Here is a 15,515-nt window from a genome sequence, read left to right on the forward strand (position 1 = left end):
TTTTATGAGCAATAAGCAAGCAATCCCCGCTGAAGAAATCGTCGAGCTGACCAAGGCCGCCCTGGAAGACGTCAAGGCTCAGGACATCCTGGTCATCGATGTGCGCGACAAGAACAGCATCACCGACTTCATGGTGATCGCTACCGGTACCTCCAACCGCCAGATCAGCGCCATGCGCGAAAAGGTCCGTGAGTTGGTCAAGGCCAAGGGCGTCAAGCCGCTGGGCGAAGAAGGTGCTGGCGACAGCGACTGGGTGCTGCTGGACCTGGACACCGTCGTGGTGCACATGATGACCGCCGCTGCGCGCCAGTTCTACGACCTGGAACGCCTGTGGCAAGGGGCTGAGCAGAGCCGTGCCGCCAGCGCCGCGCATCACACCCCTGGCCACGAAGCTCCCGGCCACAACGAATAGGCCTGCGTCATGCGTCTGCGCCTGATCGCGGTCGGTTCGCGCATGCCCAAGTGGGTGGAAGACGGCTGGCATGAATATGCCAAGCGTCTACCTGCCGAGCTTGCGCTGGAACTGGTGGAGATACCGCTGAACACCCGTGGCAAGAACGCCGATGTCGCCCGCCTGATTCGTCAGGAGGGCGAGGCGATGCTGGCCAAGGTGGGCCCCGGCGAGCGCATCGTCACCCTCGAGGTGCACGGCAAGCCGTGGAGCACCGAGCAACTGGCGGTGGAGCTCGACCGCTGGCGGCTGGACGCGCGCACGGTGAATTTCATGGTCGGCGGCCCGGAAGGGCTGGCGCCGGAAGTCTGCGCCCGGGCAGAACAGCGCTGGTCGCTGTCGCCTTTGACCTTGCCCCACCCGTTGGTACGGATACTCATCGGTGAGCAGCTGTATCGCGCCTGGACAGTCCTGTCCGGGCACCCTTATCACAAATAATCCGTAGCCTGCGATGTCTCAGCCGATCCGCCTCAAGGACCACGAGAAAGACGCGCGCACCGTGCGCAGCCGCGTCGTGGTCGGTGCTGCGGCAATTCTGGTGCTGATCTGCGTACTGATCGCGCGCCTGTATTTCCTGCAGGTGATCCAGTACGACTACCACTCCACGCTGTCGGAGAACAACCGGGTCCATGTACAGCCGATTCCGCCCACCCGCGGCCTGATCTACGATCGCAACGGCGTGGTGGTGGCGGACAACCGACCGAGCTTCAGCTTGAGCATGACCCGCGAACGCTCCGGGGACTGGCAGCAGGTGCTGAGCACCATCGTCGAGGTGCTGGAACTCACCGACGAAGATCGCCAGTTGTTCGAGCGCCGCATGAAGCAGGGCCGTCGGCCTTTCGAGCCGGTGCCGATCCTGTTCGAACTCAATGAAGAACAGATCGCCCGCATCGCGGTGAACCAGTTCCGCCTTCCAGGTGTGGAAGTGGTGGCGCAACTGGTGCGGCACTACCCCCAGGGTGCGCATTTCGCGCATTCGGTGGGCTATGTCGGACGCATCAACGAGAAAGAACTCAAGACGCTTGATCCTGTGGACTACAGCGGCACTCACCATATCGGCAAGACAGGCATCGAGCGTTTCTACGAAGCCGAACTGCATGGCACCGTGGGCTACGAGGAAGTCGAGACCAACGCCCGCGGCCGCGTGCTGCGGGTGCTCAAGCGCACCGACCCGAAACCCGGCAAGGACATCGTCCTGAGCCTGGACATCAAATTGCAGGAGGCAGCGGAAGCGGCGCTGGCAGGTCGTCGCGGCGCCATCGTGGCCATGGACCCGAACACCGGCGAGGTGCTGGCCATGGTCAGTCAGCCGAGTTTCGATCCGAACCTGTTCGTCACCGGCATTGGCTTTCAGGCCTATGCCGACCTGCGCGATTCCATCGATCGACCGCTGTTCAACCGCGTGCTGCGCGGCTTGTATCCACCGGGCTCGACCATCAAGCCCGCCGTGGCCATTGCCGGGCTCGATTCCGGGGTGATCAACGCCGGCTCGCGGGTGTTCGACCCCGGCTTCTATCAGTTGCCCAACTATGACCACAAGTACCGCAACTGGAACCGCACCGGCGACGGCTGGGTCGACCTGGACACCGCGATCATGCGTTCCAACGACACCTACTTCTACGACCTGGCGCACAAGTTGGGGATCGACAAGCTCGACAGCTACCTGAGCCAGTTCGGCATAGGTCAGCGGGTGTCCCTGGACATGTTCGAGGAATCACCGGGGCTGATGCCGTCCCGCGAGTGGAAACGCAAGACCCGTCGCCAGGCCTGGTTCCCGGGTGAAACCTTGATTCTGGGTATTGGCCAGGGCTACATGCAGGCCACGCCGTTGCAGCTGGCCCAAGCCACTGCACTGGTGGCCAACAAGGGTAAATGGAACCGTCCGCGGCTGGCACGCAGCATCGAAGGCGCACCGCCGGTGGACGAGAACCCGGTGCCCGACATCATCCTGCGCAATACCTCGGACTGGGCCAAGGTGACCCACGGCATGGAAATGGTCATGCAGGGCGCGCGGGGTACCGCGCGCAAGGCGGCCATCGGCGCCAAGTACCGCATCGCCGGCAAGTCCGGTACCGCCCAGGTGGTCGCGATCCGCCAGGGCGAAAAATACGACCGCAGCAAAGTCCAGGAGCGCCACCGCGACCACGCCCTGTTCGTGGGCTTTGCCCCGGCTGACAACCCCAGGATCGTGGTGTCGGTGATGGTGGAGAACGGTGAGTCCGGCTCCGGTGTGGCCGCCCCGGTCGTGCGCGAGGTCATGGATGCCTGGCTGCTGGGGGCTGACGGTCAGCTCAAACCTGAATACGCCAGCGCCTCGGGCGCGGAGATAACGGCCCTTGAAGAGTAATTTCGACCGCATCCTCTCCAGTGAGGATGTGATGCGCCGTCGTGCGACCTTCCTGCAGCGGATCCACGTCGACGGCCCCCTGCTGATCCTCTTGCTGACCCTGGCCGCCGGCAGCCTGTTCGTGCTGTATTCGGCCAGTGGCAAGAACTGGGACTTGCTGATCAAGCAGGCGACCTCGTTCGGCCTCGGGCTGGTCTCGATGTTCGTGATCGCCCAGCTGGAGCCGCGGTTCATGGCCCGCTGGGTCCCGCTCGCCTACGTTGCAGGGGTGGTGCTGCTGGTGGTGGTGGACGTAATGGGCCACAACGCCATGGGCGCCACCCGCTGGATCAACATCCCCGGGGTGATTCGCTTCCAGCCCTCGGAGTTCATGAAGATCATCATGCCGGCCACCATCGCCTGGTACCTGGCCAAGCGCACGCTGCCGCCAACACTCAAGCATGTGGGCGCCAGCCTGGTCCTGATCGGCATTCCCTTCGTGCTGATCGTGCGCCAGCCAGACCTTGGCACCTCGCTGCTGATCCTGGCCTCCGGGGCTTTCGTGCTGTTCATGGCCGGCTTGCGCTGGCGCTGGATCGTCAGCGTGCTCGCGGCGGCGGTGCCGGTGGCGGTGGGCATGTGGTTCTTCATCATGCACGACTATCAGAAGCAGCGAATCCTGACCTTCCTCGACCCCGAAAGCGATCCGCTGGGCACCGGCTGGAACATCATCCAGTCCAAGGCTGCCATCGGCTCGGGTGGCGTGTTCGGCAAAGGTTGGCTGCTGGGAACCCAGTCGCACCTGGACTTTCTGCCCGAAAGCCACACCGACTTCATCATCGCCGTACTGGGTGAGGAGTTCGGTCTGGTGGGCATTTGCGTGCTGTTACTGATCTATCTGCTGCTCATCGGCAGGGGGCTGGTGATCACCGCCCAGGCGCAAACGCTGTACGGCAAGCTGCTGGCCGGCAGCCTGACGATGACTTTTTTTGTTTACGTTTTCGTCAATATCGGTATGGTCAGTGGCCTGCTGCCAGTGGTGGGCGTGCCTTTGCCGTTCATTAGCTACGGCGGAACTTCGCTGGTGACCCTACTGTCAGCGTTTGGGGTTTTGATGTCGATCCATACCCATCGCAAGTGGATCGCGCAGGTTTGAATAAGGTGAGCAATTGCATGCAAGTAACGCGTAGCTGGGCCGCTCGGTGCGTTCCGTGGTTCAGCCTGATGGGCCTGCTCGGTTCGGCGCAGCACGCCAGTGCCGGTGACTACGAGGGCTCGCCCCAGGTGGCCGAATTCGTCGGTGAGATGACCCGCGACTACGGCTTTGCCGGCGAACAACTGATGGGCGTGTTCCGTGAAGTCCAGCGCAAGCAATCGATCCTGGACGCCATTTCGCGTCCGGCCGAGCGGGTCAAGCCGTGGAGCGAGTACCGGCCGATGTTCATTACCGACGCGCGGATTGCCCGTGGCGTGGACTTCTGGCGCCAGCACGAGGCGGTATTGGCCCGTGCCGAGCAGGAATACGGCGTGCCCGCCCAGGTGATCGTGGCGATCATTGGCGTGGAGACCTTCTTTGGTCGCAACACCGGGAATTTCCGGGTCATCGACGCGTTGTCCACCTTGGGTTTCGATTACCCGCCGCGGGCCGAATTCTTCCGCAAGGAACTGCGTGAGTTCCTGCTGCTGGCCCGTGAGGAGCAGGTCGATCCATTGACCCTCAAAGGCTCGTATGCCGGGGCCATGGGCTTGCCGCAGTTCATGCCGAGCAGCTTTCGTGCCTATGCCGTGGATTTCGACGGTGACGGCCACATCAACATCTGGACCGATCCGGACGACGCCATCGGCAGCGTGGCCAGCTACTTCAAGCGCCATGGCTGGGTGGCCGGCGAGCCGGTGGTCAGCCAGGCCAGCGTGCGTGGCGAGCAGGTCGACCTGGGCCTGACACCGGGCATCGATCCGGTCAAAACGGTCGGGGAGTTGCGAGCCCTGGGCTGGTCGAGTCATGATGCGCTGCGTGACGATCTGCCAGCCACGGCATTTCGCCTGGACGGGGCGAACGGCCCCGAGTATTGGCTGGGTCTGAAGAATTTCTACGCAATCACTCGCTACAATCGCAGTGTGATGTACGCCATGGCCGTGCACCAACTGTCGCAATCGCTGGTTCAAGCACGGGGCGTCAAGTAATGCGGGCAATGCCGATACGTACACCACTGAAACTGATGGCTTACGCGGCGCTGGGGCTTCTGGTCGCCAGTTGCTCGTCCACTTCGACGCCGACCCGCAGCACCACGCAGTCGGGCAACACGGTCAAGGCCATGCCGGGTCTGGACATCAACCGGGCTCACAAGGACGGTGCGCCATGGTGGGATGTCGACGTGTCGAAGATTCCCGACGCGGTGCCGACTCTGCATACCGGCCCCTACAAGGCCAACCCTTATACGGTGCTCGGCAAGACCTACTTCCCCATGCCCGAGTCCAAGCGCTACCTGGCCACCGGCACGGCGTCCTGGTATGGCACCAAGTTCCACGGCCAGAACACTGCCAATGGCGAGGTCTACGACCTTTACGGCATGAGCGCGGCGCACAAGACCCTGCCGCTGCCCAGCTACGTGCGCGTGACCAACCTGGACAACAATCGTACCGTGGTGCTGCGGGTCAACGACCGCGGGCCGTTCTATTCGGACCGCATCATCGACCTGTCATACGCCGCCGCCAAGAAGCTGGGCTATGCCGAAAGCGGTACGGCACGGGTTCGCGTCGAGGGTATCGATCCCCAGGAATGGTGGGCCCAGCGTGGTCGCCCGGCGCCGCTGGTGCTGAATCAGGGCCCGGTGGTGGCGCAGGCGCGCCCCAATATCACCCCATCGGCCGGTACGGTCGAGCAGTACACGCCGCCGCCGCAACAGCATGCCGTCGCCACCCTGCCAGTGCAGATGGACGCAAAAAAAAACGCTTCTGCACAAGCGTCTGGCCTGTATCTCCAGGTGGGAGCGTTCGCCAACCCCGACGCTGCGGAGCTGCTGCGTTCGAAGCTGAGCTCGATGGTCAGCGCTCCGGCCTTCACCAGCCAGGTGGCGGTCAACCAGCAGACGCTCTATCGCGTGCGCCTGGGGCCGATCAACTCCCAGGGTGAAGCGCAACAGATTCAGAACAACGTCCGCATGGCCAACCTGGGTGTGCCCAAGCTGGTCACGCTGGACTGATCGGCGCCGCCTGCGGGCGACGCCACACGCGAAAACGGGCCGCCAGCCCATAAAAAGATTGCCCGCAAGGGCATGTGCCCATCAGCAATTTCGAGAGACGGATGAACATCACCACCTTTGCCAAACGCCTGTGCCTGCTTGTACCGCTGATCATCGCCCCTGCCGCCTGGGCGGCAGATCAGATGATGCCAGCGCCGCCGCAACTGGCTGCCAAATCCTACGTGCTGATGGAAGCCTCCAGCGGTAACGTGCTGGTGGAAAACAACGGCGACCAACGCCTGCCCCCAGCCAGCCTGACCAAGCTGATGACCGCCTACATCGCCACGCTGGAGATCCGTCGCGGCCAGATCGGCGAGAACGATCCGGTCACCGTCAGCGAGAACGCCTGGCGCACCGGCGGTTCGCGGATGTTCATCAAGGTCGGCACCCAAGTGTCGGTCAGCGATCTGCTGCACGGCATCATCATCCAGTCGGGCAACGACGCCTCCGTGGCCCTGTCCGAGCATATCGCCGGTAGCGAAGACGCCTTCGCCGACATGATGAACACCACCGCCGGCAAGCTGGGCATGAGCAACTCCCACTTCATGAACCCCACCGGTCTGCCGAACCCCGAGCACTACTCCACCGCCCACGACATGGCGGTGCTGGCCCGCGCGATCATCCACGAAGACCCTGCCCACTATGCGATCTACTCGCAGAAGGAGTTCTTCTGGAACAACATCAAGCAGCCCAACCGCAACCTGCTGCTGTGGCGCGACAAGACCGTCGACGGTCTGAAAACCGGCCACACCGAAGAAGCAGGCTACTGCATGGTGTCCTCGGCCGTGCGTGATGGCATGCGTTTGATCGCGGTGGTGTTCGGCACCAACAGCGAACAGGCGCGTGCTGCCGAAACCCAGAAACTGCTGACCTACGGTTTCCGTTTCTATGAAACCCAGACCTTCTACCAGAAGGGTACGGAACTGGCCAAGGCGCCGGTATGGAAGGGCGACACCCGTGAAGTCAAGGCCGGCCTGGCTGAAGACCTGACCATGACCCTGCCCAAGGGCCAGCTCAAGAACCTGGCGGCCAGCATGACCATGAACCCGCAGCTCACTGCCCCGATCGCCCAGGGCGATGTGATCGGCAAGGTGGAAGTGCGCAACGGCGACAAGATCGTGCAAACCTCCGACCTGATCGCATTGGAGGCCGTTGAGGAAGGTGGTATCTTCCGCCGCGTATGGGATAGCGTTCGTCTATTCTTCTACGGCTTGTTCAACTGATATCGTGACCTGCCGCACCCCCGCCTCGATGCAAGGTGGGGGTGTCGTTGTTGCCACGGCTTATATGAGGCCGTTACTGCCATGACCGATACCGAAGTAAAAGCACCGACCATCGAATTTCCCTGTGCCGACTATCCGATCAAGATCATCGGCACCACGGGTGTAGGCTTTCGCGACACGGTGATGAAAATCGTCGAGAAGCACGCCAGCGTCAATCATGACAAGAACGCCGAGCGTCAGAGCACGCAGGGCAACTACACCACCCTGCAACTGCATATTCTGGCCACCGGTCAGGAACAGCTCTACAACATCAACAGTGAGCTGCGCGCCACCGGCATCGTCAAAATGGTGCTCTGATGCCCCAGTGCCTGGGCTTTCGCGAGCTCGGCCAGATGCCTTACCAGCCTGTCTGGCACGCGATGCAGCGCTTCACCGACCAGCGCAACGCCGACACCGCCGATGAAGTCTGGCTGGTGCAGCACCCGGCCGTGTTCACCCAGGGCCAGGCCGGCAAGGCCGAGCATCTGCTGCTGCCGGGCGATATCCCGGTGGTGCAGGTCGACCGCGGCGGTCAGGTGACCTATCACGGGCCGGGACAGTTGGTGGTCTACCTGCTGCTGGATGTACGGCGGCTGGGGTACGGGGTACGCGAGCTGGTCTCCCGTATGGAAAACACGCTGATCGAGCTGCTGGCCAGCTATGGCGTGTCGGCGTCGGCAAAGCCCGATGCCCCCGGGGTGTATGTAGGCGGGGCCAAGATTGCTTCGCTGGGCCTGCGAATCCGCCAGGGTTGCTCGTTTCACGGCCTGGCGCTGAACGTGGACATGGACATGACGCCCTTTGGCAGAATAAATCCATGTGGATATGCCGGCCTGCCCATGACGCAGATGTGCGATCATGTCGCACCCCTTGAATTTGCCGAGGTCAGTGCAAGGCTGCGCGTGCAGCTGGTCAAGCACCTCGACTATGTTGAGCAGACGACCCTTACGGGCGGAATCGACTGAATATGACTACCGCGACAGAAGCTGTGCAAACCATCACCCCGACGCCCACCCCTCGTCCGAAAGTGGAGGCTGGCGTCAAGCTGCGCGGTGCCGAGAAGGTTGCGCGCATCCCGGTAAAGATCATCCCTACCGAAGAGCTGCCGAAAAAGCCGGACTGGATTCGCGTGCGTATTCCGGTTTCGCCCGAGGTGGATCGCATCAAGCAACTGCTGCGCAAGCACAAGTTGCACAGCGTCTGCGAAGAAGCTTCCTGCCCTAACCTGGGCGAGTGCTTCTCCGGTGGCACCGCCACCTTCATGATCATGGGCGATATCTGCACCCGTCGCTGCCCGTTCTGTGACGTGGGTCATGGTCGGCCGAAAGCGCTGGATGCCGACGAGCCGATGAACCTGGCCGTGGCCATCGCCGACCTGCGCCTCAAGTACGTGGTGATCACCTCGGTGGACCGCGACGACCTGCGTGACGGCGGTGCCCAGCATTTCGCCGACTGCCTGCGCGAGATCCGCAAGCTGTCGCCCGGCGTGCAACTGGAAACCCTGGTGCCCGACTACCGCGGCCGCATGGACGTAGCCTTGGCCATTACCGCGCAAGAGCCGCCGGACGTGTTCAACCACAACCTGGAAACCGTGCCGCGTCTGTACAAGGCCGCGCGCCCGGGTTCGGACTACCAGTGGTCGCTGACCCTGTTGCAGAAATTCAAGGAGCTGGTGCCCCACGTGCCGACCAAGTCCGGCCTGATGCTGGGCCTGGGCGAAACCGACGAGGAAGTGATCGAGGTGATGCATCGCATGCGCGAGCACAACATCGACATGCTTACCCTGGGCCAGTACCTGCAGCCTTCGCGCAGCCATTTGCCGGTGCAGCGCTTCGTGCATCCGGACACCTTCGCCTGGTTCGCCGAGGAAGGTTACAAGATGGGCTTCAAGAACGTTGCCTCTGGCCCCTTGGTGCGCTCCTCGTACCATGCCGATCAGCAGGCCCACGAAGCCAAGATCAAGCTCTGACGGTGCCTGCAAGGGGCTGCGCGCGCTCATTCGGTGGAGGCATCCATGGACTTACCCCCTCGGCTGCGTGAGGGCGGCCTGATCGGGTTGATTGCGCCGGCCGGGCCGGCCACGTTGGACGTGGCCGCGGCGACCGCCTGGGTCGAGGCGCGTGGCTATGGACTACGCATCTACCCCACGGTGCACATGAAGCAGGGCTATCTGGCCGGCAGCGACCAGGCCCGCCGACAAGACCTGCACGATGCCTTTGCCGACCCTGAAATCGACGCGATCTTCTGCGTGCGCGGCGGCTACGGTACGCCTCGCCTGCTGGATACGCTGGATTTCGATCTGCTGCGCCAGCACCCCAAGCCCTTCATTGGCTACAGCGATATTACGGCCCTGCACGTGGCCATTGCCCGTTACGCTGGCTTTCTCACCTTTCACGGTCCGTTGTTCAAATCCGACCTGCTCGAAGGCAAACAGGCGCCGACCGAAGGTGCGTTGTGGCAGATGCTGCGCGGCGAACGGGGCGAAGGGGACTGCCTCGAGCACCCGGCCGCTCACCCGCTGACCACCGTCTGTCATGGCGTCGCCGAAGGCCGTCTGATGGGCGGCAACCTGGCCATCCTCTGCGCCACGCTCGGTACGCCCTGGGCCTTGAACGCCGAGGACATCATCCTGTTCATCGAGGATGTCAACGAACCGCTGTACCGGATCGACCGGCTGCTGACGCAACTGCGCCTGGCCGGCAAGTTGGCCCGGTTGCGCGCAGTGCTGGTGGGTGACTTTGCCGGCATCCGTGTCGAGCACAGCCTGCCACTGCTGCACGAAACCTTTGCGCCGCTGGGCATACCGGTACTGGCCGGGTGGCGCAGTGGTCACTGCGACCCCAACCTGACCTTGCCGCTGGGTGCCCGCGTCAGTCTCGACGCCAGCACCCAGCAACTCAGGCTGCTGCAAGCGGTGGTGCGTTAGCCACCGGTGGCCGCTGCGGTGGGTGGGAAGCGGCCACGGCCGAGCAAGCTGACGATCAATGCCAGGGAATCGGCATTGGCCAGGATGACACGGGCCCGTTTGTCAGCGTCGCTCTGAAACACGAGTCTGGCATCGGCCAGGGTCTTGGCTCCGGTGATGGCAAGCACGGTCTTCTTCTGCCGCCCATCGCTGGTCTTGTAGTCCCTGAACACGCCTTTCTCCTCAGCGCGGAACAGATAGGCCGACGGCGTCAGTACCGACAGCTCCGTCGCCCGCGCACGCTGCACCGCGCGCACGAACCCCTTGGACGTTCCCGACTGCTGGTCGATCAAGTCCAGAAACGGCACCGACGCCTCCACGTAAGCCAGGTCAACCGCATCGAGACGAGTATGGCAGAGCTCGTGGATCAGGGTCGCCGCCTGCTGATGCGTCAGCAACTGCGCCTGGGGGATGTGGGGCAAGGCGTGCATCTGCACTTCAGTGCGCAGCGTGAAGAACGCCTCGGTGAAGAAGATGCGTTTCTGCGGGTCGGAGGGGTAGGTGAAGGCCGTGGTGCGTTCATAGCCCAACAGGTTGTGACCGATGACATAGCGCGGCGAAGTGCGCGGGTCCAGGGAAGGCTTGAGCAGTTCGTCGAACAGGTCGATGCATTTGGTTCGCAGAGCGGCCAACAGCGGCGGTGTCGACGGGGTGCCCAGGATGTTCTGCAGCACGCCTTCCACGGCCGGCGCCAGGGGTGTGCTCGGCTGTGTCGTGTTGAGGTTGGCCAGGGTCTGGCGCAAATACCGGATGGCTTGACCGTGGGCCGTCTGGATCATGTAGTAGCGCCCGGCGAAGCGCCGACGGATCTGGGCCATGCCCGAGGCTTCGGTGACGAAATGAGTACGGGCATTGGCTTCGGTATCGCCTGAGTGGTAGGCGTAGCTGATCGCCGCGCCACCGCCCAGCAGACGGTTGGGCGGGCTGATCTGCCACTGGTCCTGGACCCGTTGGATCTGCGGGCCGCGCTCATCGTTGTGGTAGATCGTCCAGGCATCGTCCGCCTGGCGCACTTCGAACACCCGGCCTTGCACGGGCGCATAGTAGGCGCCGGTCTTGGCATCCTGATACAGGTGCTGGGCCGTGTCCTTGCGCAGGTCACTGAGCTGTACATCCTGGGCGACCATTTGCAGGAGTCGGTCCTGAAGGTTGGCCGGCAATGGTTCCGGGGCCCAGCCACTGGCGGAGGACGTCGCTGCGGGCACGCCGGGTTCGGGCGCCTGCAGCAGACCCTCACCCGCGAGCACTTCACTGTCGATGGGCAGGAGCTCGTCGGGTACTTCGGTGAGAGATTCACCGACGCCCGACTCGATCACGGCCGGGACCGCCGCCTCCGTCTCCTTGAACCCCCGCGGTTCGTCGCCATGGGGCGTGCTGCGGCCGCTGGCCAAGGTCGCCAGACCGGCTACGAACTCGGCCAATGCCTGGCCCCAGCTGCTGTGCGACGCCGCCTTGGCGGCATCCTCGAACAAGGTTTCCGCCTGCCACGTGTCCACCAGCATGCTGAGTTTGAGGGGTAGAAACTGAGCCCCTTGTTCCAGCCCCAGGCTCATGAGCTGGCAGAAGGCTTTCCAATCGGCCTCGGCCGTGGTCACGGTGCGTGCTTCGGCCAGGTGCGTGAGCAACCTCAGGTTGTCGCCGAACAGGTGGTGCAGCGCGTTGCCAGGGGCCTGGTCGCGCACCAGCGTGGCGGGGGCGGGCTCTGGATTCACGTCGAACATGTCCTCGGTGTACCACAGCAGGTGGGGGTGCAGCAGGCCGTTATGGTTGTAGCGATCTTTCACGTCACGGGGCACCCGCTCGACGATCAACCGCTGCAGTGCCGGGTCTTTCTGCAGATGAGCAAGCAACGCGGCTTCGCTCTTGTGCTCGGTCAGCGACGCAGAGGTGTCATAGGCCACGAACAACAGCACCGGCCCGGCCTTGCGGTCGTCCGGGCCGATGATGTGCATGCCCAGCACCGGGTCCGGCTCGAGCTTGGGGTCGGCGCGCAGCTTGAGCTGACAGATGCCGATGGCCTGACCCTCGACGGCGGGGCGCGCCAAGGCATCCGGCATTTGCATCAGCGCGTTGACATAGGCCACCGCCGTGTCGCTGAAGTTGTTCATCAGCCGTTGCTGCAAGGCGTCCACCTGCATCTGCACGCTGAAGCTTTCACAGAACAGGGTGCGGCGTCTGGCGTAATCCTTGCCGGCAGGGTTGAAGGCAACGGCCAGCAAGCTGCGGTATTGGCCGGCTACGTCGAGCTGATGGATGATGGCGCGCACCGCTTCGGCGGTCGGTGGCTCCACGCCTGGGGGCGCATCGCGCAGGCTGACCTTGAGGGTGGCCGATTGCAGGGTGACCATGTGGTCGAGTGCAGCATGGGTCAGGGTGCGGGTTTCGACGAAGCTGGCGGCGGCTATGGAGGAAGGCACCATGCCCACTCCGCCCGGGCTTACCACGTAGCGGGTCAGGGTCAGGATGATCTTGTCAGGATCGTTCGGGCCGTCCGGGTAGTCAGCCATCAATTTCGAACTGAGCAGTGACCGCGAGAAGTCGTACAGGCCGGAGATATCGAACAGGTAGTCGTTCTGCGGTCCGGTCACGGCCACGCAGCGCTGCAACAGCAGGGTCAACTTGTCCAGCTGCGCGCCGCTGGCCTCACGCAGCCATGCGGGTAGCCGGTCGGTGAATTCGAGGGTCTGGGCGTTCAACTGCGCACGGTCCAGCAGCGGCAGCAGCAGATCGACCCGCGCTTCAGTGTCCAGATAGCGCTGATACAGCTCATGGGGAAAGCCGGACTGCGCCACCGCATCGCGGCTGAAGCCGATCACCGCTCGACGCCGCTCGGCTTCGCGCTGGCACTGTTCTGCGATGAAGTCGCCGGTAACCGCGGCCAGGTACAGGCTGCCGGTTGCCCCCGGAGTGTCCAGGCGCAGCCGTGCCGCCATGCGCTGGCGTGGCGCGAGCAGGCTGAGCCAGGTTTCGCGCTCCTGTTCATTGCTGATCGAGCGGCTGAAACCGGTGCGCAGCGTGTCCAGCAGAGTGAACACAAAAAAGCTCTCGTAACAGACCCAGACCAGCACCTTGCCGTCGCGCTGGTCATGCTGGTGCAAGGCGAGACAATTGCTCAGCCGCACAGGTTTGCCGGTGTCCACTTCCAGAGACATCCCATGGATGTCGGCCGTTTCGCCGGGCAGGCCGGCGCGCAGAGCGGCGCTGGGGTAGTCCAGGGCATTGAGCAGCAATTTGAGCAAGTCGGCGTTGGTCTCGCCGGCGTAGACCTCCAAGGCGTGCTCGACGCGCAGAGACGCTTCGCGCAGGGCGCGCATTTCCCTGGGGAAGTGCACGCTGCCCTTGGCCAACCGTACCCAGTCGCGGCAGCGGTCTTCCATCTGCCCGGTATAGAACTTGGCAAAGTCCTCCAGGTGATCGGTGATCAGGCGGTTGACCCAGGCGATGCTGGGCCAGGCCAGCACGTTGCCATCGCGGTCCAGCAGTTGGTCGTGCTGGCGCAAGGGCTCGACGCTCCAGGTGGAACACCGATCGATGAACCAGTCGGTCAGGCGGATGGCCGGGTCTGGGGTGCCATTGGCATGCTTGAGGTAGATATCGCCGGGTTGCAGCTGGCCTTCGCAAAGCACGGCCATGACCGGCGCCAGGCGTCTACGTACACAGCCGGCGACGGTAGGCTGGCTGGCATGCAGGGCGTACAGACGCTGCATCAGGGCGCCGACCTGGACTCGCCACGCCGCGGGCTGGGTCGCGCGGCTGGGGGCCACCGGCAGACCTTGCGGCAACGCCCGTTCGCCTCGCTCCAGCCAACGACCGTGGCCGTCGAGGGCGTGCAGGCGTGGGTCGAGCAGACCCCGCAGGTCCAGCGCGTCGTCAACCTCGGCCAGCAGGGTGCTGACCTGAGGCCCATGGTCGCCGAGCCTGTAGGTGAGGTTATCCAGTTGGACCTTGATCAGCGTATCGGCCAGTGCCAGAAACGGTCCATCCAGCGCCTGGTATTGTTCGACATGGACCGTGTCGAAGGTTTGCACGCTGGCCCAGTTGCTCAGGGATACGTGTTCGGGGCGCTCGGCACCGCGGGTCAGGTCGTGAACGAATTTTTCCAGAACTGCCCAGGTGTGCAGAGGCATCAGGCCAGAGGCGGGGGTGAAAAGGAACATCAGCGGGCTGGTCGCGGCCTTGCTGCGCAACAGCAGCATGCCGGCCAGGGGCACGCCGGTCAGCAGGCTGCCGCTGTCCTTGCAACCCAGGGTAAAGGCGCTCATCTGTGCGCCGGGCTTCTCGGACAGCAGGCTGGCAAGGGCTTGTGCCTGGGCTGGCTCCAGGCTGCCGTCCTCCAGGCCTTTGAGAACCGCCCGGGCGAAGCCGTCGGCCATGTGCAAGGCGATCTGCTGGCGGCGATTGAAGCCGCCGGTTCCGGCGTGCTCCAGCCAGTGCGCGGTCAGCGCCTTGGCCATGGCGGTCTTGGCCGTCGTACCGACGGCCGCCAAAGCCTGTTCATAGCGTTTGACGTCTGTGGCGTCAGCCGGCGTGCCGTTCAGCGCAAGATAACGCCGCGCCTGGGTAGCCCCCTGTGACTGTCCGGCCAGGTCCTCGAGGCAGGCTTCGATCAGGCTTTGTACGCGTTCTACCGTGCTGTCGCTGGTATTGATGATATGCAGTTGATGAGCCTTGAGTTGGGCCACCGTGCTTGCCGGGAACGCCTTGAGCAGTTCGCCGGCGAGCAGGGTCTCGACACGGTCCGCCAACCGCGGCAGCTTGGCAAGCTCAAGGTTGAGCTGACTCAGGGCTTCGGTCTGTTGATCGACCAAGGCCTGCGACCAGTGGCCGAACAGCTCCCCCTCCAGGGCCGTCCAGGTGGTACTGCGCCTGGGCAGGGAGAACTGGGTGCCGAGCTGTTCAGCATGGGTTTTCAGGGCGGCAAAATTGTCGAAGCGGCGGATGCCCTGCAAGGGGCAGCACAGGTACGCGGTCGGACGCGTGCTGTCGGTGTGGGTGATCGCCAGGCTGCTCAGGCCGGGCAGCAAAGCGTTGCTGTGCACATGAATCAGCAGGTTGGAGGGTATCTCGCGTTGCGCCACGATGGCACTGAGCAGCAGGTTTTCTGCCTCGCTCAGACGATGGTCTTCGGCGGCCTGGGTAATCTGGGTGGTAAAGCGGCGGATCAGCCGCGTGGCGGCAAAGTAGGGGGTATGGGACATGCCTGCATCTCGACAAGGGCGGCGGGCGAACGGCCTGCCACCAACGTCCAGAGCATTGCCGAGCCGGCGGG

The 15,515-nt window shown here is 63.7% G+C and carries 12 protein-coding genes; 11 read left to right on the plus strand and 1 reads right to left on the minus strand.

The window, feature by feature from the left end; genetic code table 11:
* Positions 1-4 precede the first annotated feature (4 nt).
* The 11 genes from rsfS (at position 5) to B3397_RS01940 (ending at position 10,207) form a co-directional block, all read left to right on the plus strand.
* A complete protein-coding gene (gene rsfS, locus B3397_RS01890; protein ID WP_296246741.1) occupies positions 5-412 on the plus strand; it encodes a ribosome silencing factor in 408 nt (135 codons plus the stop codon).
* Between the two features lie 9 nt (positions 413-421).
* Positions 422-889 carry a 23S rRNA (pseudouridine(1915)-N(3))-methyltransferase RlmH gene (rlmH, locus tag B3397_RS01895; RefSeq protein ID WP_296246743.1) on the plus strand — a complete coding sequence of 156 codons (468 nt, stop codon included), beginning with the start codon at positions 422-424 and terminating at the stop codon, positions 887-889.
* 13 nt (positions 890-902) lie between these two features.
* Entirely contained in the window at positions 903-2,798 is a 1,896-nt protein-coding gene (gene mrdA, locus B3397_RS01900) for a penicillin-binding protein 2 (protein WP_296246745.1), read from the plus strand.
* Positions 2,799-2,829: 31 nt separating this feature from the next.
* Positions 2,830-3,933 carry a rod shape-determining protein RodA gene (gene rodA, locus B3397_RS01905; RefSeq protein ID WP_296246952.1) on the plus strand — a complete coding sequence of 368 codons (1,104 nt, stop codon included), beginning with the start codon at positions 2,830-2,832 and terminating at the stop codon, positions 3,931-3,933.
* Between the two features lie 17 nt (positions 3,934-3,950).
* A complete protein-coding gene (gene mltB, locus B3397_RS01910) occupies positions 3,951-4,961 on the plus strand; it encodes a lytic murein transglycosylase B (RefSeq protein WP_296246746.1) in 1,011 nt (336 codons plus the stop codon).
* Positions 4,961-5,980, plus strand: a complete 1,020-nt coding sequence (locus B3397_RS01915; RefSeq protein ID WP_296246747.1) for a septal ring lytic transglycosylase RlpA family protein — start codon at positions 4,961-4,963, stop codon at positions 5,978-5,980. Before mltB ends, B3397_RS01915 begins: the two co-directional genes overlap by 1 nt.
* Before the next feature lie 101 nt (positions 5,981-6,081).
* Positions 6,082-7,242 (plus strand): D-alanyl-D-alanine carboxypeptidase family protein, encoded by a 1,161-nt coding sequence (locus B3397_RS01920; protein ID WP_296246748.1) that lies wholly within the window; start codon positions 6,082-6,084, stop codon positions 7,240-7,242.
* An 81-nt stretch (positions 7,243-7,323) separates the two neighbouring features.
* On the plus strand, positions 7,324-7,599 hold the full coding sequence (locus tag B3397_RS01925) for a DUF493 domain-containing protein (protein ID WP_296246749.1): 276 nt from the start codon (positions 7,324-7,326) through the stop codon (positions 7,597-7,599).
* Positions 7,599-8,246: a lipoyl(octanoyl) transferase LipB gene (gene lipB / locus B3397_RS01930; protein WP_296246750.1), complete on the plus strand. Its 648-nt coding sequence runs from the start codon at positions 7,599-7,601 to the stop codon at positions 8,244-8,246. Before B3397_RS01925 ends, lipB begins: the two co-directional genes overlap by 1 nt.
* Before the next feature lie 2 nt (positions 8,247-8,248).
* The gene (gene lipA / locus B3397_RS01935; RefSeq protein WP_296246751.1) at positions 8,249-9,250 is read left to right on the plus strand and encodes a lipoyl synthase; all 1,002 of its coding nucleotides are present in this window, start codon (positions 8,249-8,251) and stop codon (positions 9,248-9,250) included.
* A gap of 45 nt (positions 9,251-9,295) precedes the next feature.
* Positions 9,296-10,207: a S66 peptidase family protein gene (locus tag B3397_RS01940; RefSeq protein WP_296246752.1), complete on the plus strand. Its 912-nt coding sequence runs from the start codon at positions 9,296-9,298 to the stop codon at positions 10,205-10,207.
* Here the strand turns inward: B3397_RS01940 and B3397_RS01945 are convergent.
* Positions 10,204-15,444: a DUF6543 domain-containing protein gene (locus tag B3397_RS01945; protein ID WP_296246753.1), complete on the minus strand. Its 5,241-nt coding sequence runs from the start codon at positions 15,442-15,444 to the stop codon at positions 10,204-10,206. The genes B3397_RS01940 and B3397_RS01945 overlap by 4 nt on opposite strands.
* Positions 15,445-15,515: the final 71 nt, after the last annotated feature.

Origin of the sequence: Pseudomonas sp. UBA4194, from assembly GCF_002379585.1 — a bacterium.
Taxonomy (GTDB): domain Bacteria; phylum Pseudomonadota; class Gammaproteobacteria; order Pseudomonadales; family Pseudomonadaceae; genus Aquipseudomonas.